The 26348-nt window shown below is 49.7% G+C and carries 26 protein-coding genes; 22 read left to right on the forward strand and 4 right to left on the reverse strand.

The window, feature by feature from the left end:
• Nucleotides 1-16: 16 nt before the first annotated feature.
• A complete protein-coding gene (locus Q0Y65_RS05900) occupies nt 17-556 on the forward strand; it encodes a class D sortase (protein ID WP_297958143.1) in 540 nt (179 codons plus the stop codon).
• Between the two features lie 91 nt (nt 557-647).
• Here the strand turns inward: Q0Y65_RS05900 and Q0Y65_RS05905 are convergent, their stop codons facing one another.
• The 4 genes from Q0Y65_RS05905 to Q0Y65_RS05920 form a co-directional block, all read right to left on the reverse strand.
• Nucleotides 648-1451, reverse strand: a complete 804-nt coding sequence (locus Q0Y65_RS05905) for an ABC transporter permease (RefSeq protein WP_297958145.1) — start codon at nt 1449-1451, stop codon at nt 648-650.
• Between the two features lie 4 nt (nt 1452-1455).
• Nucleotides 1456-2259: an ABC-2 family transporter protein gene (locus tag Q0Y65_RS05910; RefSeq protein ID WP_297958147.1), complete on the reverse strand. Its 804-nt coding sequence runs from the start codon at nt 2257-2259 to the stop codon at nt 1456-1458.
• Complete coding sequence (locus Q0Y65_RS05915; protein WP_297958148.1) at nt 2256-3257, reverse strand: ATP-binding cassette domain-containing protein; 1002 nt, start codon at nt 3255-3257, stop codon at nt 2256-2258. Before Q0Y65_RS05915 ends, Q0Y65_RS05910 begins: the two co-directional genes overlap by 4 nt.
• 293 nt (nt 3258-3550) lie before the next feature.
• Nucleotides 3551-5941: a dockerin type I domain-containing protein gene (locus Q0Y65_RS05920; protein ID WP_297958150.1), complete on the reverse strand. Its 2391-nt coding sequence runs from the start codon at nt 5939-5941 to the stop codon at nt 3551-3553.
• Between the two features lie 662 nt (nt 5942-6603).
• Here Q0Y65_RS05920 and Q0Y65_RS05925 point away from each other — a divergent pair.
• The 21 genes from Q0Y65_RS05925 to Q0Y65_RS06025 all read left to right on the forward strand — a co-directional run bounded on the left by Q0Y65_RS05925 (nt 6604) and on the right by Q0Y65_RS06025 (nt 26331).
• Nucleotides 6604-7167, forward strand: coding sequence for a hypothetical protein (locus Q0Y65_RS05925; RefSeq protein WP_297958152.1), 564 nt, complete (start codon nt 6604-6606; stop codon nt 7165-7167).
• A gap of 27 nt (nt 7168-7194) precedes the next feature.
• Nucleotides 7195-8601 carry a DUF4474 domain-containing protein gene (locus tag Q0Y65_RS05930; protein WP_297958154.1) on the forward strand — a complete coding sequence of 469 codons (1407 nt, stop codon included), beginning with the start codon at nt 7195-7197 and terminating at the stop codon, nt 8599-8601.
• 8 nt (nt 8602-8609) lie between these two features.
• A complete protein-coding gene (locus tag Q0Y65_RS05935) occupies nt 8610-9452 on the forward strand; it encodes a DUF5104 domain-containing protein (RefSeq protein WP_297958156.1) in 843 nt (280 codons plus the stop codon).
• Nucleotides 9453-9487: 35 nt separating this feature from the next.
• Nucleotides 9488-10585, forward strand: coding sequence for a hypothetical protein (locus Q0Y65_RS05940; protein ID WP_297958157.1), 1098 nt, complete (start codon nt 9488-9490; stop codon nt 10583-10585).
• Nucleotides 10586-10594: 9 nt separating this feature from the next.
• Complete coding sequence (locus tag Q0Y65_RS05945; RefSeq protein ID WP_297958160.1) at nt 10595-11074, forward strand: hypothetical protein; 480 nt, start codon at nt 10595-10597, stop codon at nt 11072-11074.
• Nucleotides 11075-11181: 107 nt separating this feature from the next.
• Complete coding sequence (locus tag Q0Y65_RS05950; RefSeq protein ID WP_297958162.1) at nt 11182-12174, forward strand: hypothetical protein; 993 nt, start codon at nt 11182-11184, stop codon at nt 12172-12174.
• Between the two features lie 9 nt (nt 12175-12183).
• Entirely contained in the window at nt 12184-12456 is a 273-nt protein-coding gene (locus tag Q0Y65_RS05955) for a hypothetical protein (protein WP_297958164.1), read from the forward strand.
• 108 nt (nt 12457-12564) lie between these two features.
• Nucleotides 12565-13575: a hypothetical protein gene (locus Q0Y65_RS05960; RefSeq protein WP_297958166.1), complete on the forward strand. Its 1011-nt coding sequence runs from the start codon at nt 12565-12567 to the stop codon at nt 13573-13575.
• Nucleotides 13565-14035: a hypothetical protein gene (locus tag Q0Y65_RS05965; protein WP_297958168.1), complete on the forward strand. Its 471-nt coding sequence runs from the start codon at nt 13565-13567 to the stop codon at nt 14033-14035. The genes Q0Y65_RS05960 and Q0Y65_RS05965 overlap by 11 nt, the downstream gene beginning before the upstream one ends.
• 46 nt (nt 14036-14081) lie before the next feature.
• Nucleotides 14082-14474 (forward strand): hypothetical protein, encoded by a 393-nt coding sequence (locus Q0Y65_RS05970; RefSeq protein WP_297958170.1) that lies wholly within the window; start codon nt 14082-14084, stop codon nt 14472-14474.
• On the forward strand, nt 14475-15989 hold the full coding sequence (locus tag Q0Y65_RS05975; protein ID WP_297958172.1) for a tetratricopeptide repeat protein: 1515 nt from the start codon (nt 14475-14477) through the stop codon (nt 15987-15989). It abuts the gene before it with no gap.
• Between the two features lie 3 nt (nt 15990-15992).
• Nucleotides 15993-16310 (forward strand): hypothetical protein, encoded by a 318-nt coding sequence (locus Q0Y65_RS05980; protein ID WP_297958173.1) that lies wholly within the window; start codon nt 15993-15995, stop codon nt 16308-16310.
• Between the two features lie 19 nt (nt 16311-16329).
• Complete coding sequence (locus Q0Y65_RS05985) at nt 16330-16665, forward strand: WXG100 family type VII secretion target (protein ID WP_297958174.1); 336 nt, start codon at nt 16330-16332, stop codon at nt 16663-16665.
• An 18-nt stretch (nt 16666-16683) separates the two neighbouring features.
• Nucleotides 16684-16980: a hypothetical protein gene (locus tag Q0Y65_RS05990; RefSeq protein WP_297958176.1), complete on the forward strand. Its 297-nt coding sequence runs from the start codon at nt 16684-16686 to the stop codon at nt 16978-16980.
• A 73-nt stretch (nt 16981-17053) separates the two neighbouring features.
• Nucleotides 17054-18637, forward strand: coding sequence for a hypothetical protein (locus tag Q0Y65_RS05995; RefSeq protein WP_297958177.1), 1584 nt, complete (start codon nt 17054-17056; stop codon nt 18635-18637).
• Nucleotides 18634-21897 carry an FtsK/SpoIIIE domain-containing protein gene (locus Q0Y65_RS06000; RefSeq protein ID WP_297958179.1) on the forward strand — a complete coding sequence of 1088 codons (3264 nt, stop codon included), beginning with the start codon at nt 18634-18636 and terminating at the stop codon, nt 21895-21897. Before Q0Y65_RS05995 ends, Q0Y65_RS06000 begins: the two co-directional genes overlap by 4 nt.
• Complete coding sequence (locus Q0Y65_RS06005) at nt 21894-23636, forward strand: FtsK/SpoIIIE domain-containing protein (RefSeq protein WP_297958181.1); 1743 nt, start codon at nt 21894-21896, stop codon at nt 23634-23636. The genes Q0Y65_RS06000 and Q0Y65_RS06005 overlap by 4 nt, the downstream gene beginning before the upstream one ends.
• Nucleotide 23637: 1 nt before the next feature.
• The gene (locus Q0Y65_RS06010) at nt 23638-23949 is read left to right on the forward strand and encodes a hypothetical protein (RefSeq protein ID WP_297958183.1); all 312 of its coding nucleotides are present in this window, start codon (nt 23638-23640) and stop codon (nt 23947-23949) included.
• 6 nt (nt 23950-23955) lie between these two features.
• Entirely contained in the window at nt 23956-24132 is a 177-nt protein-coding gene (locus tag Q0Y65_RS06015) for a hypothetical protein (protein WP_297958185.1), read from the forward strand.
• Complete coding sequence (locus Q0Y65_RS06020) at nt 24107-25978, forward strand: protein kinase domain-containing protein (RefSeq protein ID WP_297958187.1); 1872 nt, start codon at nt 24107-24109, stop codon at nt 25976-25978. The genes Q0Y65_RS06015 and Q0Y65_RS06020 overlap by 26 nt, the downstream gene beginning before the upstream one ends.
• 5 nt (nt 25979-25983) lie before the next feature.
• A complete protein-coding gene (locus tag Q0Y65_RS06025) occupies nt 25984-26331 on the forward strand; it encodes a hypothetical protein (RefSeq protein WP_297958189.1) in 348 nt (115 codons plus the stop codon).
• The last annotated feature ends 17 nt before the right edge of the window (nt 26332-26348 follow it).

The following is a 26348-nucleotide window of genomic DNA, read 5'->3' on the forward strand; positions in this document are numbered from 1 at the left end:
ATCCGCGGAAAAGAACATGAATAATAGAATTAATGCTGAAATAAGACAAAAGAAAACCAAAAGGCAGTGGTTCCTGTTCATAACAGGACTTATTGCAGTGCTCGCCGGTGTAAGTGTCCTGGGCTTTTTCGGCGTCAGGAAGGTATACCGCGAGCTTCAGAAGCAGAAGCTCATGCGCGAAAACCCCGTGATTGAAATAGCCGATCTGGATATCAAGGCTCCCATTCTGGAGGGAACGGACAATAAGACCATTTCCAGGGCAGTGGGGCATTTCACGGGAACCGGGGATTTCGGAAAAGGCAATTACTGTATAGCAGGCCACAGCAGCACCATATACAAGGAGTACTTCAACAACCTGAAAAAGATCAGGGCGGGAATGAAGATCACTCTTTATGATAAGGAGAAAAACGCCTACGTCTATACCGTGAAGGAGACCTTTATCGTAGAGCCGAACGAGACATGGATACTCGATGATTTCGGTGATAACAGGATCACTGTTGTTACCTGTACCGATGACGGAAAACAGCGGCAGGTGGTAGTGGGTTCACTTTCATGAATGTCCGCGGACTTCATAACATTATAAAAATGCCCCTGAGCGGTAATAACACCGCTCAGGGGCTGTTTTGTATGCTTTTGCGTGGGAACTCTTACGAGCCTGTACCGTTGTATTTCAGGGCTCCGCGCATCCAGAATTTATAGCTCAGCCAGAAGAAGACCACTCCGATAAGGGGAGACAGCCACGACAGCAGAGGCACCTCATCGGGCCTCAGTATGACAAGACTGGGATAGTACGCTATAAACGCTATGGGCATCAGGAAGGTGAATATGAACCTGAATACAGGGCTGAATATGGTCACGGGATACTTTGCGTAGTCCTTGAAGCGTGTTACCAGATCCAGAACGTAGAATGAATTCATTATCCAGAAGCAGGTGGCTGCCGCAGCATTCTGCATGGCTATCATCACCAGTGACGCGGTGATGAGGAAAACGATCATTTTCAGCAGTATCAGCGGTGTAAAGCCGAGACCTATCTTGTTCCATGAGTATATCAGCGTACCGATACCGAATGCCAGCTGTCCCAGACCCTTGATGTCGAATACCTCCGACTGATAGTAGAAGAATATATTTATTGGTCTGAAGCAGTATTTTATGAAGTCTCCCGTATAGACAGCTATTCTCAGGCTCCAGTTGTTGTCGAAAAGACACTGCACGGGAGTTATGGCTACCAGCGAGAAGCCGTAAAGGAACAGCATCTCGTAATAGCCCCAGCCGTTTATTGACGGGAAGCTCCTGAACATTATCCAGAAGCTCACAAAGCCTGCTATATTGGTGAATATCATGCCGATGGTGGAGATTATGAAGTCCGCACGGTAGCTCATCTTGCTCTTTATATCCTGAGCCAGTATCTTGAAGTATATCCTGAGATAGAAGCCAAGTCCTTTCTTTTTCATGTCATCAGCCTCCGTTCACCGTGATCTGCCGCAGCGACACCTTCCAGAACAGCTTGCTGAGTATCATCAGAACTGCTGCCCATATGAGCTGTGTGCCTATGGTGACGAGCAGCTCCTTTGGCTCGGGGTGAGCGTTCAGGAGTATCGACAGCGGTGCGTTGTATATTGACTGGAAAGGCAGGTAATAGGTTATCTTCCTGAATGTCTCGGGGAAGAATGCCAGGGGTATCGTAGCTCCCGAGAGCAGCAGGACTATCACCTGCTTCATTATGTTTATGCCCCATATGGACTCGGTATAGACGCATATGGTGCCCACTATGAAGTTTATGCTGTAATTGATGGATATGGCTATGATAACGGAGATGAGGAAGAACAGCAGGTTCAGCCCCATATGTATTGCTCCGTGAGTTACCAGAGCCACGGCGATGAATGTGGGCAGGAAGGTGAATACAAAATTGGTCACGAAAGCACCCGAATTAGACCAGAACAGGTATGATCTGTATTCCATGGGCTTGAGCAGTTCAAGAACTATCTTTCCCGACTGTATGCTGCGTCCCATCTCCCACACCGTGTACATCTCCATAAAATTGAACAGCGCCGTTGCCAGCACAAGATAAATGAGCGTATCGGAGAAGGTCATCCCGTTGACGGAATCCGTTCCTGCCGAGGCGTAAATGGCCTTCCACAGATAATATACCACTATGAGGTAGAGTATATTTCCCAGAGCCATGACAAAGGTGCCCAGCCTGAACTGCAATGATTCCATTATTCCTGCTTTTGTGAGGGTGATGTGTTTTTTCAGCTTCATGAAACACCCTCCTCGTATATCTTCTTGATTACTTCCTCGGTGGATATCTCCTCCAGCTGCATATCCTTTATCTTGTGGGACTTCTGGAGCTGTCCGAGAACGTCTATGACCTTTGACTTGTCCTCGTCCACCAGTATAGCTATCCACTCGTCGTCAGCGGTTACGGAGAAATTTGGAAGCTCCTTTCCTATGAGCTCTGCCTGAGCCGAAAGCTCGCCGTCGGGACGTATCTTCAGTGTACGGTATGAGCCGAAGAAGCTTTTCAGGTGCTCGATATCGTTATCATAGAGCATCTTGCCCTTGTCGATTATTACTATCCTTCTGCACAGCGCGTCAACGTCGCCCATATCGTGGGTGGTCAGTATTACCGTGGTATTCTTTTCTTTATTGAGAGCCTGTATGAGCTTCCTTATCTTTGACTTCATTGAAACGTCAAGACCTATGGTAGGCTCGTCCAGGAAAACTATCTTCGGGTCGTGGAGAAATGCGGCCAGTATATCGCTGAGAGTGCGCTGTCCAAGTGACATCTGGCGGACAGGCTTGTGGAGCAGGGGCTCCAGATCTACCAGCGAGCCGTAAAGCTCCAGCATACTGTTGTATTTTTCATCGGGTATCTGATAAATATCCTTCAGTATCTTGAAGGACTCCACAAGGGGCAGAGCCCACCAGAGCTGGGAACGCTGACCGAATACAACGCCTATCTCCTGAGCGTTCCTTGCGCGGTTGGCGTAGGGGACTATGCCGTTTGTACGGATCTCTCCGGAGGTAGGTTCGAGAACGCCGGTCATCATTTTTATAGTGGTGGATTTTCCTGCGCCGTTTGGGCCCAGATATCCGACTATCTCGCCCTGCTGTATGGTCATGCTGATATTGTCCACAGCGCGGACGGTCTTGTAGTTTCTCGAAAACAGATCCTTTATGCTGCCTTTGAGTCCTTCGCGTCGGTTGAGTACCTTGAATTCCTTTGTAAGGTCTTTTATCTCTATTATTGCTGACATCTTCTCTTTTCCTCTCTTTCCTTAAATATCCGCCGATCCGATACGGCCGTCTCTGTGAATTCCTTGTCATAATATCCCGGGTATCGCGGTATTTCGCCGATACTGCTTTAAGATATAGTGTTTAGTATAGCACTTTTTCCCTCATTTTGTCAATTACAAACCGATTACAATTTGCAAATACGGAAAAAGCTACAAAAAGGGCTGTGGATAAGCGGAAAACCTCCATAAATACTGCGTTTATAACTGCATAGACAAAAAATGCCCCTGTGCAGTCAATGCACAGGGGCATCGCATTATTTTCTGCTCTTCATGAATTCCTCAAGGGACATGACGTTTTTGTCAGTAACTGCGGTATAAGCATAGTACGCAAGGATATTTGAAGCGTCAACTGCGTTTATCTCGCCGTCGTGGTTTATATCGGCAGCCAGCAGCTGCTCCTCGGTGTATCCGCCCTCCTGATTTGTTGCTGTGCGGGCGTAGTAGGCGAGTACGGAGGAAGCGTCCACCGCGTCTATTATACCGTCTCCCGTAACATCTCCGGGAACGTCCGCCCTGATCTTCTTCCATATCGCACAGAGTTCATGATCCTCGGCAAGCTGCACCGTGCTGTCGGCGGTTATGATATACTGATCCGTCGGGCTCACATAGAAGCTGTTTACAGTGTAGTCCTCACAGAGCTTATCGCTGTGTATATCAATGAAGCAGAAACATGATCTGTAACAGCTGTCGTCTATGGTTATCTGTCCGTATATTCGGTTGTCCTCGATGGTGTATGCGGATTCGCTGACTGTTCTGTCGTTAATGTCCAATCCGGTTGGAACTGCGTCGTTAAGCGCAACGTCGAATACAACAATACTGCCCATCTTGAACTTTGTAGGGGTTTCGCCGTCCCAGCCTGTTTCGTTCTCGGCAGGGGACAGACGTACAATAGGCGTATCGTAATAGTCCACGATATTCATTTCACGCTTTACGCCCTCGCCGATAGCCCAGCCTTCAAACTCATAGTTATCACGGATAGGCGTGGGCAGCTCTCCGTATTTTTCGCCTTCCCTGACCTCCTTGCTTCCGGGAGAAACAGTGCCTCCGCCGGCATTGAAGGCCACCTTTATAGGTGCGGTGGTGGTAGTAGTTGTTGTTGTTGTGGTAGTTGTCGTGGTCGTGGTAGTGGTCGTAGTTGTGGTGGTAGTTGTTGTGGTAGTGGTGGTAGTTGTGGTCGTAGTGGTAGTTGTTGTGGTAGTGGTGGTAGTTGTGGTCGTAGTGGTAGTTGTGGTAGTTGTTGTAGTAGTTACGACCAGCTGCTCCTGGGCAGAAGCCAGTGCAGCACAGGCCTCATCTATCTCCTTCTGTGTGGAGGCAGCGGACTCCATGACCTCAACGGCCTTTTCGAGAGCTGCCTTCAGAGCTGCAACGCTCTCGTCGGTATACTGAGAGACAGCGCCGCCGTCAAAGAGCTCCTGAACTGCTGATATCTTGTCTGTCAGCTCTTCCTTGTCGGTATCCGCAGGTACAACGAATTCGCTTACGCCCTTCTTGTAGGCCTTTGATATAACCAGCTGATCGGCTTCTGTATCACCTGTGTAGAGAACGTACTGAACGCCCTGTGCAACAACTGTTGCTATCCTTTTATGGCTGCCGAGAACAGGAGTCTCCGTGGTCAGGTCGGTAACGAAGCTGCCGTCCTGATAAAGCAGCAGTGAGTTGCCGCTGACAGCGGCGTAATACAGCTTATTGTCACTGTCTGTGGTGAGGTCTGCTGCGAAATTGCCGAACTCGCCTTCGCTGTTTTCCACCAGCTCAGCGATATATTTATCATCAGCAGTGGCAGTCTTTATGAGTTTGAACTTGCCGTTGGTATATATGAGCGCATATGCGTCGCTTCCGATGCCGCAGTATTCATATAAGCTTACAGAATGGTAATCCTCGCTGTAGGAGGCGCCTCCCTTTGCACATGAATAGCCTGTCTCGTAGCACTTGTCCGAGCCGCCCATCCACTTGTACCATGAATACAGCCAGTAGGCTATATTATAGCCGTTATCGTTAATGGTGAGCTTAGGCGTTGAGGCGTAGGATCTTTCACCGTCGGGCGATGAGAACCAGCCTGTGCCGCTGACAACGACGTTGCTTACAAACTTGCCAGACTCGTTGGTCGCATACATAAGGTCGGCGTCGCGGTAATAGTCGTCATCTGCGCCCTGTGAATCCATGTATGCGATATGGACTTTGCCCTTGCTGTCTATGCCGATATCGGGCCTGGAGAGCACGCCTTCCGCGTCGTTGCAGTCTTTTGAGGTTATGATGACTGCGTCTGACCAGCCGCTCTTTGCGGAGTGGGTATAGGCGATATCGCCGTCGGCATTGACGTATGCGATGTGGGCTGTGTTGTTGACCATAGCCAGTGAAGCGTCGGACGCGGCAGGCGCTTCCTTGCCGACGGGCTGTTCCGTCCAGCTGCCGTTCGTCGGGTTATACACGCCGTAATACAGCTCGCCGCCGTTAACGGAGCTGCCGCTGCTCTCACCGCCCTTGATGAGAAGAACGGAGATAGTTCCGTCGGTGCGTACTCCGGCGTCCATGATGAATCTTCCCTTAGGACTCTCCGCAGCCGCGGTGCCGGCTGAGACAGCGGGAAGCATGGTCAGGCAGAATACCAGTGACATCAGCAGACTTGTGATTCGTTTTTTCATGATCTCGACCCCCTTTAAAAATGATTGCTGCGATACTGCGGCTTTTAAGGCATATCGCTGCCGCTCGCGCAGAAAAAAATAAAAAGCGCAGTTCACACGTCTGTGAATACTGCGCTTAATTGAACCTTTCCTGATACAAGACACAGTAAGCCATATATTAAATGAATAATGTCACTGCATGATGTATGTACATAGCTGTCATCTCCATTTCTGATGAAGTATGATGCGGATATTTTCAAGTTCATTTTACCACATATATCATATTATGTCAATACAATGTCGAAAATTTTTGTGAACATTTTCTGAATTGCCGAAGCGTGGAGCATAGTGCGATAAGCGGACTGCGCTGCAATGGAATGTGATTTGCTTAATATATTGTACCAAATAAACGGGAGTTTTTTTAAAATCGCAAAAAACAGTCAGCAATTTTTATTTATTTACTTGACTGGAGAAGAAAAATATGGTAAAATAAGACATATATATGTAAAGTATGCCCTTGAATGATTGGGCATTTCGGCGAAAATTCTGAGCTGTATCGTCAGGATCCGCTTATATAGGCGAATTCCCGCGGCCATAGCTTTTGCTTCGGCAGCTCCTGCGGACGCTGTGTGACCGCGGAGCTCCGGCTTCGGAATACATCGGCTTTAACAGGAGGTATGCGCATGGATTACGAATACTACTACAATCAGGCACGAAATCGCTATTATGACGCTTGTTCGGGTATCAACGAATGTGAGAACCGCGCAAACGAGCTTACACAGCAGAAGAATCAGCTCCTGGCAGAGCTCAACAGCCTCAACGCTGAGCTTGCAAGGAACAGAACGGCTCTCAACGATCTTATAAACATCATAAATCGTGAGGACAGCCTTAACAGCAGTCTCACTACCGTTGTGAACGATACGGACGAGGCTTCGACGAATTTCGGCGGCATGGCGGACGCCTCCGATACGCCTGATGTGGATCTCAACGCCGTCTTCAGCGATGAGATGGCGGCTACAAGGAGCACTCTCACAGGTGCTATGGACGACTTCAAGGCCAAAAAGACTATGGTGGAGACACGCATAGCCGAGCTTGAGGCTGCTATCAGGGATACCGAGAACCGTATAGCCGATACCGAACAGGCTATACGCATCGCCAGATCCAATGCGGACTCATGGCGCAGCACCAAGTACAATGCTTCCATGGATATGGAATACTACAGACGCAAGATGAACGAGGATGACTAAGCCCTATTCTTTTGAGGGAGGCACTGTATGTCCACTATAACATTGTATGCGAGCAAGCTGAACCAGATGCCCTCGCTGATCCTTATGCTGAAGCGCTCCGTGGGCTTTTACGGCGGGGATCTTGATGAGGTCAGACAGCTGGCACGCTCTATAGACAGCGATGTATGCGACCTTGAGGACGTTATAAGCTCTCTGAGATCGTCCTCCGACACACAGACCGATAAGGCCGCTGCCCTTGATACCATCCAGGCTGATCTGGAGGACTTCATAGAAGATACCACAAAAATAGATTCGGCTGCCGCAGAGGCTATAGCCACCGCGGAGGAGGACTTTTATGATACCTATGATTATCTCAGACCCCAGGAGGATTCCTTCTGGGACGGTGTGGGCGAGTTCTTCAACGATGTGGGCAAGTTCCTTTCAGGTTCCTGGGAGATAGTAAAGAATGCCTGCCTGAGCTTTTCACAGTGGTGCAAGGACAATGAACTGTTCGTGCTTGCAGGCTGTGTGGCGCTGCTTGGCGGACTGGCCGTGCTCGGCACGCTGATCGTATCGGCGGCTCCATGGCTCCCCGGAGTGCTGCTGCTCCTGAAGGAGGGTGGATCGCTTCTCTTTGACAACGTGATCGCTCCTCTGGGAACGCTCATAATGAACTCTCCTCTGGGAGACTATATAAACGATTTTGCCTGCAAGTTCATAAGCGAGATGGGCGAGATCATAAATACGGAGTGGTTCGGCAATATCGTCGAAGGTTTCGTAACGCTGTTCGGTCCCTTTATCGAGGTGGGAAAGATATGGATGAAGCATCATCTTCCCGGTTCCGATTTCGTTGCGGGACTCATCGGCGCAGAGTACGATCCCGACACAGGTATATACCATATAAAACAGGATTCCTGGCAGAGCTGGGGACCTATCGGTTACAACGACGGCTACGATAACGTTTTCAGACGCGGCGTAGGAGCTACAGGAAATACCATCGGTGTGTACAAGCAGGAATTCACCGTTGACGGCCAGACCTTTATAGTCTGGGCATGGAAGGGTGACTACATGAACCTGGGCGCAGGTGCGGAAACCGGCATCTATCAGTCCACGGGCGACGGCTTCCACTACACTACGGCTACGGAATACGCCTGCGATATGGAGCTGATACTCAATTATAACGGTGAGCAGCTATTTGACTACTCTCCCTACGGGGATGAAGCACGCTGGAACAACGGCGCACAGTGGTGGGTGAACGGCTTCGATCCCAGTCATCAGAACATCAATGCAGATCATCTTGACTCTACAACGATAATCGACTTCAACACCATGGAGAACGGCCGCGAGATGTTCTATGCCCTTGAACAGAGCGTGGGAAGCGATCCCTCGGCACAGGGCGGTACATGGACATTCGATGACAGCAACGGTCATCTTACAGCAACACTTAAATGGTAAAGGGATAAATGAAGAAACTACTTATGTTATGTCTGTCGGCGGTTATGCTGGCGGCAGCTTCCTGCTCTGCGCTGGACAAGCTGGGAGACAGGATAAAAAAAGAGCAGAACTCCTTCAAGGACTTCGAGAAAAAAGCCATGAAGGCTCTTGCGGAGAACGACAGGGAGCTGCTTAAAAGCTGTTTTTCACAGAAGGCTCTGGAAAGAGCGTCCGACTTTGACAAGGGGCTGGACTATGTGTTCGACCTTTACAGGGACGGCAAGGGCAGGGTCGTTGACGATAACAGCAAAAGCTATTCATATTACGAAAGAGACAGGAAATACAAGGTCGTTCACGCATGGTGCAAGTTCAATGCGGGAGAGAATTCCTATAAAATGGTATGGACGCAGTGGCTGGAAGACAGCGGCGATCCCTCCATGGTGGGAGTTTACAGTTTCGATCTCATAGAGATCACAGGCAATGAGGAATACCTCTTCTGGGACGTGGCCGGCATAGGCTATCCCGAGAGATACTGCGTGCATCAGACCTTTTCCGAGCTCACAGGCTCCGATACCGGCGCGGCAGATGTTTTCTCCGACGAGCTGATGGAAAATGCGGTGCCTGTTGAGAAAAAATATATGCTGAGAGTCATAGACTACATCGGCAGCAATGATGTGGGGACTCTCTGGGTAGACGACAGCAAGGGCTGTCTGGATACTTATGCCGAGATCAGGTATGATCTGCATGATTATATCATGTGTCTCAGATCTGACGGCGAAAAGATAACCGCAGCGTCCCTGGCGGACAGTGCGGAGAATATCATCATCAAAGACAATGAGATAAACGGGTTTGCCGAGATGCTTGCCGACTGACAGCGGAACAGGCGCCCGAAAAGGGGTGTAAAGCTTTGTCAACAATTGCTTTGTATGCAGGTAAGGCGAATATGATGCCCGATCTGCTGAGAAATCTGAGATCAACTGTAAGCAGCTTATCAGGCAGGGTGGAAGATGTCACCATGAGGGCTGCTGCCGTGGATAACGGCGTTTGCGACCTGACAGCGGTTATTAGCTCGCTGAGATCCTCAACCGCTACTCAGGATGATAAGGCGGCATTTCTGAAGGATGCAGCCGAAAGAACAGAGCAGTTCCTGGACGATGTGGAAAGGATCGACGAGGAGGCTGCTGAGGCTATCAGGCAGAGCAAGGACGATTTTTACGAAAAATATGACTATCTCAAGCCCGACTGCGAGAAGAGCGGCTGGGAGAGCTTCTGGGAAGGCGCAAAGGAATGGTGCAAGGATCACTGGAAGGCTATAGTTACAGTTGTTCTTGTCATCGCTGCCGTGGTTATAATCGTTGCTACCGCAGGAACTGCGCTGGGACCTCTTGCAGCTCTGGCTGTTACTCTGGCGAAGGGGGTTCTTATCGGAACGCTGGTGGGCGGACTCATGGGAGGTATCGTTGGCGGCTTGTCGCCTAACAGCACCTTCCTTGAAGGACTTGAGTCAGGCGCCTTCGGCGGCGCTGTAGGCGGCCTTATCACAGGCGGCCTTGGCAGTGCTGTATCAGCGATCTCAGGCGTGGCTGAGCTGACTATGGCGCAGTCCATGCTGGTGGGCGGCTTCGGAGACGGTCTGACTTCCATAATAACCGATCTGGGAGACCGCTTTATCAAGGGCGACGATATCTCCGCAGGCGAATTCGTTTTCGACGCTCTGTTCTCCTTCGGAACAGGTGCTCTGTTCTCGGGACTGGGAGAGCGTCTGGGCGATATCATACCGCCGCTGAAGATAAACGGCCTGAACAAGGGCACGGGCAGCTGGAAATATGTATGGAAGTACGAGGCGGCCAATGCGGGCCGCAACGGCAGGACCATAAGCCTGAAGGCTCTGTTCAAGGGGCTGGGAGCCGATTTCATAGACGGCGTACTGGATCACGGAATAGAGTTCTTCAAGAGCAGTACAGGCGAGTTCTGGGATTGGTACAAGTCCAAGGTACCCGCATGATAATTATGTATGAATAATAGTTTTACCGTAAGATACAAAGTATCAGATCTGCTGCTGACCTTGCCGATCATCGCTTTTTTTGCCGTATTGGCTGTGTTTATGCTTATATTCAGCAGCATGAAGGCTCTTTCGGTGGTATTCCTCATTATGCTGGCACCGGCAGCTGCGGCGCTGATATTCCCTGTGCTGCTGTTCAGCCTGAAAGTTGACGGAGACAAGCTGTATTCAAGTTCGAGAAGCGGGAAAAAGTATGACTTTACCCTGAAGGACATCGAGAATATCTCCTATCGGGAGTACAGCCGCGGAAAGTACGGTCCGAGGTTCTTTCTGGAGATCAGGACCGCAGATAAGACTGTAACTCTCCGCCGGACCATGAAGGGGTTCGGGGAGCTTGCGGCATATCTGCTGGACAGATACGGCTCGGGCGAGCTTGCTCCTTCCGTGATACCGAAGAAAAGCCTGAAAAGTCTTCAGGAGCTTGCGCAGTGAGCAGATAATGACATAAGCGATACGATTCAGCAAATGGTATCATTTACCGGAAAAGAGATGATGACGATTTGGCAACGATAACGCTTTACGCGAGTAAGATAAATAATATGTCAGGGCTTTTAAGGACTGCAAAGAGCTCGGTGGGGACGTTCAACGAGGGGCTCGGCTCTCTTGTGAGCAGCGCCCTCAGCGTTGACAGCGGAGTGTGCAGCCTTGACGATACTATAAATGCCCTGAGGTCTTCAACGGATACTCAGGAGGACAAGATAAGCGCTCTTGAAGCCTTCGCGGAGGAAACAGAGTACTTTGCCGACGAGGCGGCAAGGATAGACGGTGAAGCGGCCGAGGCTATAAACAGCAGCAAGGACGACTTCTACGATGATTACTACTACCTGAAGCCCGACAGTGAAAAGAGCGGATGGGAAAAGTTCAAGGACGGACTCAAGGATATAGGCGAATGGTGCAAGGAGCACTGGAAGGAAATAGTCCTTACCATTGTTATAATTGTCGGCGTTGTCCTTGCAGTCGCTGCAGTCATAGCTTCAGGCGGACTGGCTCTTGTGCCTCTTCTCACAGCGCTGGGAGTTTCTGCGTCAGCTGCCGCGGCGATAAGTACAGGCGTTGCGGTGGTGGCTGTGTCGTCAGCCATTATTGCAGGCGTTCTCAATGTAGGAAGCCTCTGGGGCGGATTCCAGAGTGAGGGCTGGCAGAAATTCAGGACTGTGATGAACTGGGTCAGCTGCATCTCCAACCTTACATATTCTGTTGGAATGCTGTACAACAATATCTACGGAATTTCCAACTCGGAACTGAGCAACTGGACTAATGACCCCGACAGGCTTATCCCTGTGACAAGATGGGGACGTCCGGGACTTCAGGATGGCGATTGGGTAATGCGCGGAGGCAAGAATCCCTGGAACTACTTCTGGTCAGGAAAATGGCAGCCCGGTTTTGGCAATCGCTTTGCCTGGCCATCGTCAGGCACTACCTATTGGGTGCCAAAGAGCTCTATACATATCCCCACAGGCGGACAGCATTTCTTTGACAAAGGAGCCTTTGCGGTGATAAAATGGCTACTCGGTCAGTGTATGTATAAGTGAGAAGCTTATATGAAATATGTGTTCATGATCATTTCGGCGGTCTGTATCCTACCCGGAGCCGCAATAGCCATAGGCAACTGGGCAGGTGTATACAAGGCGGCTGTGAAAAAGGAAAAAACAGGCTCGTGGATCCCTTTGATAGGCGGTATCCTGCTGCTTATCGGACTTCTGCTGTTCCCACATGATCTTACTAAGAAGCTGTGCTGGATCGGTCTGATAGCCGATTGGGGATGTATCCCCGGGATAGTTTATTCCGTTGCAGCTGTTCTGCGAAGGAAATGAGTTTGGTTTCTGTGAAAAAACGGAAAAAGATATGAATTATTATTATCTTAGAAAAGAGATGATAACGATTTGGCGACGATAACGCTTTATGCGAATAAGATAAACAATATGTCAGGGCTTATAAGAACTGCCAAAAGCTCGGTGGGGACGTTCAACGAGGGACTTGGTTCTCTTGTGAGCAGCGCCCTCAGCGTTGACAGCGGCGTATGCAGCCTTGAAGATACTATAAGTGCCCTGAGATCTTCAACGGATACTCAGGAGGACAAGATAAGCGCTCTGGATACTTTCGCCGAGGAAACAGAGGAATTTGTAGACGAGGTGGTAAGGATAGACGGCGAGGCGGCCGACGCTATAAACAGCAGCAAGGACGACTTCTACGATGATTACTACTATCTTAAGCCGGAAAGTGAAAAGACCGAATGGGAAAAGTTCAAGGATGCCTGCGGCTCGGTAAAGGAATGGGTAAAGGATAACTGGAAGAAGATAGTTATCGGAATAGTTGTCATAGCTGTTGGTGCTGTGCTCACAGCATTGACGGGAGGAACCTTCCTAGCGGCATTCCTTGTGGGCCTCAAAGCGGCGGCTATTTCGGGACTTATCGGAGGAGCTATAAGCGCTGGTATATCACTGATAGGCTCGCTGATCCGGGGTGAAAGCTTCGGTACTACAATGGGACATATGCTGCGCTCGTTCGTAGACGGATTTGCAAGCGGCTTCATGTGGGGCGGTATATTCGCAGGGGCTTCGCAGGGAATGGCTGCTATTATGCGTTTTTCAAAAACAGGTACCTTAACGTTTATGGGTGGTAAAAATTTACAGGTTTTTAATTCTACGAGCTCGTATAATTATCAGTTGGGCAGCAGGATCAAATTCTGGTCACCGAATAGTGTTGGTAATCCGAATTCAGGTGGTACATTCTTGAAATTCGGAAATACATTCAGACTTGATTTTGAAGCCGGTAAGCAATTGTTCCATACTCATATAACTACGAATATGTATAATAAACTGCCAGGATTTATAAAAGGGATGAAATTCATATTTGATCCTGCAAGAAGAGATGTTCATGTTAGATTAACGTCGCTTTTAGGCGGTTTGTTCGGAGCGGCAGATGAGCAATAAAGTAAAGATTGGATGCCTTACAAAGGAGTGCTATGTCAGTGGAAGCATTTTAAAGAATATAATAAATGCTTTTTCTGATGGGCGATGCATTATAGAGATTGCTGGATTAAGCAATGATGATTGTATTCTTAATGATATTAGGTCCGTTATCAGAAAGGCTGATCTGAACAGCGTTATTTTCACATATGAGGACATGGTTGAAAGCTTCTTCAGAGATATTGAGGTAAGCAACAGTGAAGTTGTAATTCTATATTTTCTTGATGGTAATGAGATACTGACCGATTATTTTGAAAATAGCTCCTTGTCCAATTCGCCGCAATCTTCAGCGATTAGTTCTGGGATCTGTCAGGTCGTTTGCACTTGGGTAACAGGAGAAAATGCTCTGTGGTTCCATTACAATAGAGAAAAATATGATAAGAAAACACTTCTGAAAAAAATGAATGTAATCCTTGAGTGTTAATGTATTAGTATAGAAAGGCGGTATAAAATCGAGGTGGTTCTGATCAGTGTTTGATTATGATAGTATTCCCGATTGCCCGAATCCCGAGGAGATCATGCCTGCGGTAAGTGCTTTTGCAGCCGAAAAGGACCAGCTTCTTGAAGAAAAGGGCTTATCCTATACTCTCGAGCAGCTTGAGAAAATAGCCGAAAGAGAGTATTATGGCGATTTCTCTGAGGAATGGATAAAAGACATATCGGGTTTTCTTATTGAAAACCTGAAAAACTGCGAATATGACGACCTTGATCTGATACTTACACTATCTGCTCAGTTGGATTTGGAAACTGTCTGGAAGTACATAAAAAGGAAAAGAAAAAGCTTTTCTGATGATATACAGCAACTTATAAAGGAATCGTATGATGAAATGAATGTATATTTTAACCCGAAAGGAGTCGAATAAATGACATCAAACCAGGAAAGAGCAAAGCAGCTCATGGCCGATTCGCATTTCGCGTTCATAAACGGCCAGAACCGTGAAGCTCTCAATTTAGCAAACGAGGCGATACAGCTCGCTTCAAAGGATCCCGACGCATATTTCCACGCAGGAAATGCGTGTATGTCGCTGGGTGATTACGAAAACGCCGTTGACTACTACAAAAAGGCGGTAAAGCTTGAACCCAATAACGGCAACAGATACTTCAATCTGGGCTATGCCTACGCCACAGAGGGCAGAGCGGGCGAGTCGGTGAAGAACCTTGCAAAGGCAGAGGAGCTGGGCTGCTCTCCCGAGAATACCGTACAGCTGTACAACCTTCTCGGTATAATCTGCTTCGATATGGGACGCTACAACGACGCTCTCATCAATCTGGGCAAGGCTGAGACCATCATCGGCGTGGATATGGATATCATGCGCCGCAAGGCTATCATCTACGGCATGAAGAACGAGATCAGGAAGGGGCTTGAGATCTGCAATCAGATGAAGCTCATAGCTCCTTCGGAGTATATAGGATATCAGTATGCATTCAAGCTCCTCAGCCAGGCACACAGACTGGACGCTGCAAAGCGTGAGCTGGATATCGCGGCAAAGTACGCAGCTCCCTCCATGGATTACTATATGGACTGCGTTACCTTTGAGATACAGAATTACGACGGCGACAAGGACAAGGAGCACCTGAAAAAGGCGCTGGCCCTGCTGGAAAAGGCTCTTGGCAGCATGAAGCCTTCGGCAAAGGAGGTCGCCGAGACATACATCAGCTCCGCTGAGCTCTGGCTCCAGCTGGAGGACGCGGATATGACAATTGCTTGTCTGGACGCAGCTCAGAATCCTGTGGCTTCGTTCAATCACGGCTTCGAGATAATCCCGCGGGATCACGGCGAGATAAAGCTCACCGAGTATGACGTTGAGGAGATGATCGAGAACGACAGGATCCGTATAGAGAACGAGCTTGGCGAATACGGCCTCGAGGAGCTTGCAGAAAGCATCGCCCCCGACGAGGACGGCCACAGAGAGTTCCTTACGGTGCTTGACGAGCCTCAGACAGAGGCGGCGGAGGAATACAAGCTGGAGGAAAATGATACCCCCGAGCTCACTCCCGAGAACAAGGACCAGATCAACAGGCTCTATGTCGGAGCTTATACGCTTAAAAATGACTTTACAAAGGTCATTGATTATGCAAGGAAATTACAGAGCAGCGAAAGCTCTCATAATAAATATATCGGAATATACAGCGAGACCAATGCTTATATGAAGCTTGGAACCGAGGATCACAGGCAGAAGTATGAGGAGACCATCAAGTTCTTCAGAAACGCTATGATCAAGGATCCCGGCGACATTGCAGCCGTAACGTTCCGCATACAGTGTTATACCGATATAGGAGAGTATGGGGAAGCGGAGCAGCTTTGTAATTTGCTTACACCTGAGATAAGGAAGTCCTTCCTTGAAAAGATCAAGGAGGCGAAAGGCGGAGGTGAGTAATTATTGAGCTTAGATCAGGATATCAGACTTGACAGCGCAGCCTTCCAGACAGCGTCTGAGGGAATGGCGGCACTGAAAACAAGGGCAGAAGACCTTAAAGAGATGCTGAAGCAGATGTATAAGGACATCACTGAGGCTCTCGACACACCTGCGGGGCATGCGATCGAAATAACGGCTGAGGATGTACTCATAAAGCCGGTTGACGACCTTATCCTCGTGATCGATCAGATGTCGAAAACACTTGATGATATAATATCATCATCGTATTATCAGGGCGTTTTCGATAAATATGATGAGCTTGTACAAAGCATCAAATTTTAATTAACAGGAGGAAACGATTATGGCAATGGGAAGCACAGGTACAGTCAATATTACTCCCGAGATGATTAGCGCAGCATTAAGCGCTGTTGAGGAGTATGAGGCTACCACACAGGGGCTCTATCAGAGACTTGACACAACAGTAAACAATCTTATCCCCGGAAGTTTCAGCGGAAGCGCTGCACAGGGATTCCAGACCTTCTACACCAATCATATTGAGCCTATCACAGGCAAGGCTGTTACAGATATCATCGAGCTTCTGAGAAACATTCTCAACGGCATCAATGACGCTATCCCGAAGGACGGCGACGGTCTTGACGATCAGCTCGGTTCACAGAACAGCAGCGATGGTAACTAATCAAGGAGGTATAAGAAAATGGCAGGTTGTAGAATAGTAAATGAAGCTGTATCAAGTGCAGTTCAGGAGATAAACAGTATCTCATCAGCATATAAGGACGCTGGTGACGCTCTTATCAGCAGTCTCACAAGCGCACTGGCTGATATGGAGGGTGAGGCAAAGGACGCATTACAGACACTTATCGACGGTGATATCAAGTCCTTCGTATCAGAGAGCCTTCCCGAAGCAGTAAAGGGTATGGCAGACCTTCTCGAGCAGAACAGAGAGCAGTTCGAGAATGTTGACGCTCAGATCGCAGCAAGCATCAGCGGCTAAGATTTCCGTATGTGCAGTCCCGTACCATATACGGATCACGGGACTGCACTAATTACGTTTTCGGAGGTAGAACATGGCTTTTAAAATACTGAGTGAAGAAGAAAAGCTTTTCATGACTGAAAAGCAGCTTGAGGTGTATGAGAAGGAGCTGAAGCTCTATAAGGAGCGCCTTGCCTTTGTTGAAAAGGTAGAACAGATCGAAGGCGCCGATATAAAGAAATACAAGCCCACCTTCCGCGCTATAGGTGAAATAAGCTCTCACGGTCTTGCTCCCTATGAGAATAAGGGCATAGGCAGGGTAGAGCTAAGAAAGGCTGCTATAGATGAGCCCTCGGCAAAGCTTTTTGCGTCAAGAAGCATTTCCTCGGCAGATATCACAGACTTTGTAAACGCCGCAGCTTCCGTCAGGGACCGCATAGGCCTCGGAAGCAAGCTCGGCTCTGCCCTGTCACGGAAGGCAGCGGCAGGAGATATCGGTGCAAGAAAGATCAGTATCTCAAAGGCGGCCATAAATACCTTCAAAGAAAGACATTTTGACTCCTCTGCACAGATGCGGAAGGTGTCTCTCAGTAAAAAGCCTGTTGCCGGCTTTGAGAGCAGGAGCTTTGCAGCCCCTGAGCTGAAGCCCGCAGCAGTAAAGAAAACGGCAGTGTCCGCAATGGAGGCGAGAGAGTTCAAGGCTCCGCAGTTCACGGCAGCTCTGAAAAAGAACACCGTGACAGGCTTTGAGAGCAAGGGCTTTGCTGCTCCCGAGATAAAGCCTGTAGCTTTGAAGAAAGCAGCGGTTTCTGCAATGGCGGCAAGAGAGTTCAGGGCTCCGCAGTTCACGGCAGCTCTGAAAAAGAATACCGTGGCGGGATTTGAGAGCAGAGCATTTACAGCTCCGGAAGTAAAGTCTGTTGAGCTGAAGAAATCAGCGGTTCCCGCAATGGCGGCAAGAGACTTCAGGGCTCCTCAGTTTGCAGCAGCAAGAGTGAAGGTGCCCGGAAAGACGGAAGTGCCAGCCTCAGGCTTCAGCCTTAACGCAGGAAACGCAGCTAAGATCTCAAGACCCGATGTGAAGGGCTACAGCGGCAGGAGCTTCAATATGCCTTCACTGAGCCGTCCCGAGATAAAGGCAGCCGCTGCGGCAGCTCCCGTGATAAAGCGCTTTGACGCTCCAAGGGCAGATGTGCCCGAGCGTTCCGCAATGACCATGCCTTCATTGAAGCTTGTGGACTTCCACAGACAGGAGATAAAGGCAAAGGTGAACAGGGCGGAGCTCCCCGAGATAAAAAAGCCCCGGTTCGGTATGCCCGAGATAAAGGCACCCGCGCTGACAAAGTCAGGACGTCCGAAGATCGTCAGCAGACACTTCTCACAGCCTGATATGCCCGAGATAAGGCTCAGCGTAAATGTCAGCCCCGAAAGGCCCGGATTCAGGGCAGGGAAAATGCCCGAGGTCAGGGCTGAGATAAAAAAGCCCGAGATCATCAGCGGCGACAAGCTGGATTTCAGCAGGCTCAATTTCATGGCGGCTCCCAAAAAGAGCGGACAGTCGGTCACTCAGGAGCAGATAATTGCAAAAACGGAAAGGATAAAAGCTCTTGATACAGTGAGCATATGCGATAATATCCTTTCAGTATTCAATAATGATATCAAAGGAACAGAAGTATGAAAAACAATGAGATAATGATATCGGCAAGGTTTGAATTCGGTGATGCCGGCAGGAACAGAGAGCTCTCGTTCCTTGTGCTCAAGGATATAACACTGAAGGCCTTCCTGGAATCATTATACTACGGACTGAAAAAGTCAAAGGGCCTTGAGGAATGCTCCGAGCTCTTCGAGAGGTACATAAAGACCCGTAAGGAGATACAGGTGCTGTATACCGCAAAGGGCATACATAATGTCATCGACCTCAACTCCGTTGTGGGCAAGGGCGAAGACAAGTGCAGGATATACGACATGGGGCTGGATCAGCTGGGCTTCGTAACGTCGAGCTGCCTGCTCATAACCATGGACAGGACCATCAGGCCCTCCAGTCTTTTCAAGGACGAGGAGAGCAGCTATATCCTCAGCGAGAACGACTCTCTCGAGTACAATATCAGTACCCGAAGGCTCAACGTCATCGAGGCCTCTGTTATAGATATCATTCCCCCGAATGAGCTGCCCCAGAAGGATAAAGCGTCCATACTTGATGTCATTATCCCAACGGTACTCTCCACGGGAGGTATGGTGGGCGCCCGCTTCCTCATAATGAAATTCGCAAGAGGTTCGGCGGCAATGGGAAATACCATGCTGCTCATGTCGGCGGCTATGGGTATAGTCTCCCTTGTGACCTCGCTCTACAATTACATGAAGAAGCGCGGCAACTATAAGAAGAGCATCGCCGAGTGGAAGGAGAACTACGAGAACTATATAGCCCGTATAATCCGTACCATAAAGGAATGGCAGGAGAGCGATATCGTATACCTCAACAGCGTATATCCCTCCATGGACAAGCTCTTCAGCAATACCGCCGAGATAAACGGCATAATCTTCGCGCGTTCACAGAACGACAACGACTTCATGAAGATATCACTGGGCACCTCCGACGAGGTGAAGCCCCTGTTTGAGATAAAGTCCGAGAAGAAGGACAGCGTTTACTACGACATCTACTATAAGATGAAGAAGGAGGGCGACGGCATCGAGATAATCCTGCCCTCGTCCAAGAAGAAGGACAGGGAGCTGAAGAAAATGTCTCCCGAGGAGATCGTGGAGCGCAACAGGAACAAGTTCCTGCTCACCGATCTGTCCTACAACTTTGCAAACAAGGGAGTTGACAGCAGGAACGGCGACGAGGTCATCGGCTTCAACTACCTGAGGAGCGACACAGGCAAGAAGCCTCCGCTGCTCATAGACCTGAAGGACTGCGGCGCTCTCGGTGTTATTTCCGACAACGCAGAGACATCTCACCATTTCATACAGCACGTTGTGTTCGAGCTGGCATACTATCACTCCCCCGAGGATCTCCAGTTCGTGTTCTTCTTCGACAAGGAGAGCGATCCCGAGAAGCAGAACGAGGTGGTCAGGAATTACAGGTATCTGCCTCATACCAACGAGCTTTTTGACGGTATTTCGCAGTTCGTTTTTGACAAGGAGAGCTCCGGTATCGTATTCGGACAGCTCCTCAGCCTTATGAACGAGAGAAGCCAGAACAAGGCGGAGAGCGAGAAGGAGGATTCCGCTCCCGATAATTCCAAGCTGACGCAGGTAGTCTGCGTGGTATTCTACGATTACGATATCAAGGAGACCGGCTTCTCCAAGTTCCTACCCGAGGTACCCAAGGAGGGCGAGCCCTATGTGAACGCACTGGGACTTACCTTCATATTCATACAGTCCGTGAAGGACAAGCTGCCGAAATACTGCGGCAACATCGTAAATATCGACCATGCCAACGAGGGCGAGAGAAAGGTCAGCCTGAGATACAATGTACTCAGCAGAGAGACCCTCAATGTCCTCAGTGAGGACAGGAGCGACCGCAACAAGGTAAACGATACGGATAACCTTATCGAGTATAAGTATTTCCGCAACAAGTTCATCTTCGGTCCCGACAGCTACGACGATCAGTTCGCACTGGCCTACAAGCAGCTCAGTGCCATATACTATACCCGTATCGCCGAAAACGGCAAGGTGCCGTCTATGGTAACGCTGTTCGAGCTCTACGGCTTCAATTCCGAGAAGGTGGAGAACGGCGACGTAAAGGAGAGCATCAGGGAGAGCTGGCAGAACGTGGACAAGAACGACGTCACCAGAAACCTGAGAGTTCCCATCGGCAAGAACGAGCACGGCGCTATGTGCCTCGACCTTTACGAGAAGGCCGACGGCCCCCATATGCTGGTTGCGGGAACTACCGGCTCGGGTAAGTCCGAGACCATCATCACATACCTCATAGGCCTGTGCATGAAGTATTCACCCATGGATCTCAACCTCATGCTGGTAGACATGAAGGGCGGCGGATTCTCCGACCGTCTGGGCGGCCTGCCCCACTGCGTGGGCGTCGTTACCGATACCGCAGGTGAGGACGAGGGAACCTCGGCGGCCTATATGCTCAAGCGCTTCCTGGAGACCCTCAACGCAGAGATAAAGAAGCGCAAGCTCCTGCTTTCAAGCTTCGGAGTAGATACTGCCGACGCATACATCAGGGCGCTGCGTCTCATGAGAAAGATCAAGGCTCTTGAAAAGGACCCCGCTCACAGCGAGGAGGCCGAGAGCCTGAAGAAGAAGCTCAACGACAAGCAGAAGGAGATGCTGAAGAAGGACGTCTCGGAGCTGCCCTCACTGTCGCATCTGGTGCTGGTAGTAGACGAGTTCACCGAGCTGAAGCGTTTCTCCAGCGAGAGCGACGACGTTGACTTCATCGCAGAGATAACAACTATCGCCCGTGTAGGACGTACACTGGGCTTCCATATCATACTTGTGTCCCAGAACATCGAGGGCGCTATCACCGACGATATCCGAGTAAATTCCAAGGCCAGGGTATGTCTGAAGGTAGCCACCAAGCAGGCTTCAAAGGAAATGCTGGGAAGTCCTGCCGCGGCAGCTCCCACCATGCCCCTAAACGGCCGTGCATACCTGCTGGTAGGTACGGGAAGCAGGTTCGAGTACTTCCAGTCCGCTTATACGGGCGCAAACAAGAACCTGAATATCGAGCCTGCGGTAAATGTTACCCAGGTGCCCAATTCGGGACGCTTCAACAAGGATTTCTACTCGTCCAAGAAGGACAATATAATCGAAAAGAAGAAGAGCGCGAATGTCAGCGAGCATGATACACAGCTTGCTTTCATCGTAAATACTATAATCGACATCGGCAGGAATTGGGAGAAGCCGAGGCAGATCTTCCTGCCGCCTCTTCCCACTGTCATCATGGATAGATCGGAATGGGAGGGGATAGAGTGAGCAGAAAGAAGATAGTTTGCACCCTCGGCAAGTTCGATATCCCCATAATCCAGCTCCAGCCTGATTTCAATGTGGATCTGCTGGACTCCAACGTAGCGGTTATCGGAGCTTCAATGAGCGGCAAGACCACTTTCCTGAAGACTCTGATAAACATACTCCACAAGCGCATGAACGAGAAGGAGGAGAGGATATTCATTCTCGACTTCGGCGGAGCGCTTTCGGATTACCGTGATATGCCGCTGGTATCCGCTTACTTTGACAACTCCAACGAGGAATACGTCAAGAGGGTGTTCAAGATCATGGACAACATCCTCAAGGAGAACATCAAGGTGCTCAACGGCAAGAACTACCGCGAGGCGGCGGATGAACAGCCCATACATACCACCTTCATAATCGACAACCTCAATGCCTTTACCGAGGAATCACGCTATACCGCCTATCAGGAGAAGCTGGCTAAGCTCTGCCGCGACGGTCTCTCCAAGGGCATAACCATAGTTATCACCGCAGGCGATACCAGGGGACTCAATCCCTATATGGCCAGCTTCCGTCAGAAGATAGCCTTTGAGCTGCCTGCGGACAAGTATGTGGATATATTCAATGAAAAGGCCGGTTCTGTGGGAAATAACCCCGGTCACGGCTTTGCAAACGTTACCGTCAAGCCCGAGGGCATAACGGGAACCTTCAAGATGAACCTGCCCTATGAGGTGCAGTGCCTCAAGGCGCAGACAGCCGCCGACCCCGACGGCAGGAATGTCACATTTGGCCAGGGAATAGGCGAAAAGTACGCATTTGACAGCGAGACGGGAGAATACGGACGTCATGTAAGACGATATCTCACCTTCCCCAAGGAGCTCACCCCCGAGGAGTACGAAAGGCTTGCACAGAAGCCCGACCACGAGGAGGAAAAGCTCTGCCCCGTAAGTGTGGGACTGGATTACGTTGACTTCTGCCCCGTTACCATAGACCTTGCAAGGACCAATACCGTTGCCATATACGGCAAGAAGGAGTTCGGCAAGACCAATCTGCTGACCCTCCTCCTTGACGGACTGGTAAAGCAGGCCGACGAGCTGAGGATAGTATTCTTCGACGACGGAAGAGGTCAGCTGAAGCAGCTCCACAGCAGATACGGCAGCGAGTGCGACTGCGTTATGATAAACGGCTTCGAGAAGCGCGATCTTGCGCTGAAAGACGGCAATATCATAAAGGACAGAAAGCTCTCGCCCATACAGCAGTTCTATCTCTATCTCAACGAGAATTACATAGAGCTGGACAAGAGGTTCCTTGCGGGCATCTACGGAGTAAGCGACGCGCTGAAGAAGGAATATGAGAATATCCCCGACTGCGCCGCCGAGGAGACTCCGTTCACGGTATTTGTAATACAGAGCAAGCTGGTGTACCTTAATACCCCCGAGGGAAAGAGGTTCATCAATTCGATACTGCCCCAGCTTGCGGCAGTTGCGGAGGAAAGAGGACTGCTGTTCATTTTCTCCGATGTACAGAAGATAAGCGACGCAGAGCAGAATTCCTTCTTCAACAACAATATCTCCTATGCCTTCCTGCTCGACAATATCGCCGAGTTCGCAGGCGAGAGAGGTCAGAAAACGGTCTTCGGAAATATGGACGTAAAGACTCTGAAGGAGGACTACGCGAAGTGTGAGGTGGGCGACGGCTACAGCTACGATATCGAGGCTGACAGGCTGGTGAAGCTCAAATTCATAAAACACGGAAAGGATGATTGATATGTCAGAATTTGTTTCGGCGGATATAGGAAAGTTTGAACAGTTTGAAACAAAGGCTCAGGAAGCAATTATAGAATTCGATTCTATAAAGACCACATTTGAAGATATCAATAATACGCTTCTCAGCAAATGGAGCGGCGAGGGCAAGGACGCCTATCAGAAGGAAGCCGACCATATAATGGAGAACGTCACAGGTATCAAGACTATACTGGATACTATCTGCGACAGCGTTATCAAGGACGTAAAGAACGCGTACAACGAGCTCGATGAGGAGCTGAAAGCATTCAATGAGAATCCTCAGGAAGGGGAATAACAGGCAATGGCAAAACCGAGCGTCGGCGATATCAATACCAGAAACATCAGGAAAAAGGCGGAACAGGTAAGCAGTCTTACGGAGGTCCCGGAGGATTCTCCCCAGACCATATTCAACCTTATCTTTTCCGAGGGCGGAAACAAGGAAATGGTGAAGAATGAGCCGAGAGATAAGAGGAACTGACTTCAAATTCACTGTGGATACCTCCCACGGCCTCAATAAGGACGGCTTCATCGCAGTAGGAACCGAGAGTATCGTTTACAAGGGTCTGAAGACCGCAAACGACGGCGGTCTCCAGTTCTCATGCGTACTGAAGTTCAAGCCCAGATATGTAAGGACCGACAGCGGTATCATCGACAGGCTGAAGAAGTTCAAGGAAGAGGAGCTGTGCATATTCGACGATCTTCAGGAATGCAGGTCTATAGTGCGCATCTTCGACGTAATAGAGGATCTCGGCGATTTCAGTATGCCATGTGTGTACATATCGGGCAGAGTCATAAACGGCGAGGGCTACTTCTGCGTTGTTGAGGAGTACATAGACGGCTGGTCCCTTGAGGAGTACTGCCGCGAGGAGAGCTGGAAGCTCCGCAGAGCCGAGCCCCTGGACAACGGACTAAGCCGCGTCATAAACTATCACGACTATCCCGAGGAGGAGCGTCAGCGTATCGATCTGAGCTATAAGAACTATGCAAATCTTATAAAGTATCAGGGCGAGATAATACAGTTCATGATAAACCTCTGCGAGATACTTGAATTCGTTACCGAGAAGAAGAATATACTTCATCTTGATATAAAGCCCGAAAATGTTATGGTGACCAAGTACGGCAGAGAGCTGGTGCTCATCGACTTCGGCCGTGCAAAGCGCATAACAAAGGCGGACAGATTCGCCCGGGTGGAAATGGCTCCCGTGGACTACAGCGGCGAGGAGACGGTGGACAGGATGTTCCAGTACGGAACCCTTGGCTATGCCGCTCCCGAGTGCTATGCGGAGGCGGCCGATGGCTCGCAGTTCCCGTTCGCACAGCCTCTGGAAAAGGGAAAGATGTCAATTGAGAGCGATATCTTCTCATTCGGAGCTACATTCTGGGAGTGCCTGAACATATACGAGCTGGTAACGGGAAACAGGATATTCTCCGAGGACAGCCACGACTTCTACAAGGACAACTTCCTGAGAGACGAGGCTTACTGCGGCAGAGACCTTACTCTTACTTCCATACACTATCACAAGAAGATAGAGAATATTATCCGTACCTGTACAAAAGCCCGTACCACTCACTATACCGAGGAGGACAACAGGGACTTCTACCATTCGTATTCCGATCTGAAAAAGGACATAGAGGACGCAAGAAATTCCGCCCCGACTATCGTCCGCGCAGAGAATATAAAGGTAAGGAACGCCTTCGGTATGTTCGGCATAACTATGGGCATTGCGGTGGCCTTCCTGCTGATGATATCCCTTTACCGCCTGGTGGGCTACAGAGTAGCCATGGACAAGTGGAAAAGCCTTGTCTCGGGATATAACGTAACACAGTTCTATAAGCTGGACACCCTGTCCATGGATCTGATAAAGACAGCTCCGGGAGGCAGACAGGACAGCACATATAAAATGATATCCGGGTTCACATACGAGGACGGAGATATCGACGATAAGGAAGCAGGTCTCCTTGTGAAGCTGCTGAAGAAGATGGAGGGCAGCGAACAGCTCAACGCCCATATCGACGAGATTATGCAGCACGGCAACCCGAAAAACTTCAAGGAGATCACCTCCGAGATCATGACCATAGAGCCTGCCACCGAGAGTGATGGCTATAAGATAGCAAAGGCGATATACAACGCTGAGGTCGGCAAGACAGGCTATACAGAGGCATTTGAGGTGCTTGACAGATACAGGGAGGACGGCAGGTTCAGAAATGCCGTCATAAAGCTCAGGAATGTTCTGGACAATGACGAGACCATACGTCTGCTGGCTGAGGACAGGGGCGTCGAAAGATCCGAGATACAGCAGTATCTCGCGGAGATAGGGGGCTGAGAGCCATGGGAAGAAGATCATCGGGCGTTGTAGGACGCTTTATGGAGAAGCATCTGCTGCTCCAGTATATACTGCGTTCCTTCGGAAAGGTGCTTCTGGGAGTCGTGGTCGGTGCAGCGGTCATCTTCGGTCTGCTGAAGGCAACGGGAAAGTATTCCGTTCTTGAGAGCAGACTGGATCTGAAGTATGATTCGCCCTGGCTGACAGTGCCTATGGCGGCTTCGCTGGCGCTGGCGCTGGTTTCGCTGGTGATAGGACTTATCCTGTACTTCTACAAGTACAAGCGCAGCAGGACAAAAAGCGCGTTTTACAGCGCACTTCAGAATGTTATCACAGATAAGAATAAAGGCTGAGGCCTTTTCAGGGGAAA

This window comes from uncultured Ruminococcus sp. (assembly GCF_947301925.1).
In the GTDB taxonomy this organism is placed as follows: domain Bacteria; phylum Bacillota; class Clostridia; order Oscillospirales; family Ruminococcaceae; genus Ruminococcus.

Bases quoted from the DNA above. Each gene is read 5' to 3' on its own strand.
- Q0Y65_RS05900 (WP_297958143.1), top strand. From the start codon at position 17: ATGAATAATAGAATTAATGCTGAAATAAGACAAAAGAAAACCAAAAGG.
- Q0Y65_RS05905 (WP_297958145.1), bottom strand. From the start codon at position 1,451: ATGAAAAAGAAAGGACTTGGCTTCTATCTCAGGATATACTTCAAGATA.
- Q0Y65_RS05910 (WP_297958147.1), bottom strand. From the start codon at position 2,259: ATGAAGCTGAAAAAACACATCACCCTCACAAAAGCAGGAATAATGGAA.
- Q0Y65_RS05915 (WP_297958148.1), bottom strand. From the start codon at position 3,257: ATGTCAGCAATAATAGAGATAAAAGACCTTACAAAGGAATTCAAGGTA.
- Q0Y65_RS05920 (WP_297958150.1), bottom strand. From the start codon at position 5,941: ATGAAAAAACGAATCACAAGTCTGCTGATGTCACTGGTATTCTGCCTG.
- Q0Y65_RS05925 (WP_297958152.1), top strand. From the start codon at position 6,604: ATGGATTACGAATACTACTACAATCAGGCACGAAATCGCTATTATGAC.
- Q0Y65_RS05930 (WP_297958154.1), top strand. From the start codon at position 7,195: ATGTCCACTATAACATTGTATGCGAGCAAGCTGAACCAGATGCCCTCG.
- Q0Y65_RS05935 (WP_297958156.1), top strand. From the start codon at position 8,610: ATGAAGAAACTACTTATGTTATGTCTGTCGGCGGTTATGCTGGCGGCA.
- Q0Y65_RS05945 (WP_297958160.1), top strand. From the start codon at position 10,595: ATGAATAATAGTTTTACCGTAAGATACAAAGTATCAGATCTGCTGCTG.
- Q0Y65_RS05950 (WP_297958162.1), top strand. From the start codon at position 11,182: ATGTCAGGGCTTTTAAGGACTGCAAAGAGCTCGGTGGGGACGTTCAAC.
- Q0Y65_RS05955 (WP_297958164.1), top strand. From the start codon at position 12,184: ATGAAATATGTGTTCATGATCATTTCGGCGGTCTGTATCCTACCCGGA.
- Q0Y65_RS05960 (WP_297958166.1), top strand. From the start codon at position 12,565: ATGTCAGGGCTTATAAGAACTGCCAAAAGCTCGGTGGGGACGTTCAAC.
- Q0Y65_RS05965 (WP_297958168.1), top strand. From the start codon at position 13,565: ATGAGCAATAAAGTAAAGATTGGATGCCTTACAAAGGAGTGCTATGTC.
- Q0Y65_RS05975 (WP_297958172.1), top strand. From the start codon at position 14,475: ATGACATCAAACCAGGAAAGAGCAAAGCAGCTCATGGCCGATTCGCAT.
- Q0Y65_RS05985 (WP_297958174.1), top strand. From the start codon at position 16,330: ATGGCAATGGGAAGCACAGGTACAGTCAATATTACTCCCGAGATGATT.
- Q0Y65_RS05990 (WP_297958176.1), top strand. From the start codon at position 16,684: ATGGCAGGTTGTAGAATAGTAAATGAAGCTGTATCAAGTGCAGTTCAG.
- Q0Y65_RS05995 (WP_297958177.1), top strand. From the start codon at position 17,054: ATGGCTTTTAAAATACTGAGTGAAGAAGAAAAGCTTTTCATGACTGAA.
- Q0Y65_RS06000 (WP_297958179.1), top strand. From the start codon at position 18,634: ATGAAAAACAATGAGATAATGATATCGGCAAGGTTTGAATTCGGTGAT.
- Q0Y65_RS06010 (WP_297958183.1), top strand. From the start codon at position 23,638: ATGTCAGAATTTGTTTCGGCGGATATAGGAAAGTTTGAACAGTTTGAA.
- Q0Y65_RS06015 (WP_297958185.1), top strand. From the start codon at position 23,956: ATGGCAAAACCGAGCGTCGGCGATATCAATACCAGAAACATCAGGAAA.
- Q0Y65_RS06020 (WP_297958187.1), top strand. From the start codon at position 24,107: ATGAGCCGAGAGATAAGAGGAACTGACTTCAAATTCACTGTGGATACC.
- Q0Y65_RS06025 (WP_297958189.1), top strand. From the start codon at position 25,984: ATGGGAAGAAGATCATCGGGCGTTGTAGGACGCTTTATGGAGAAGCAT.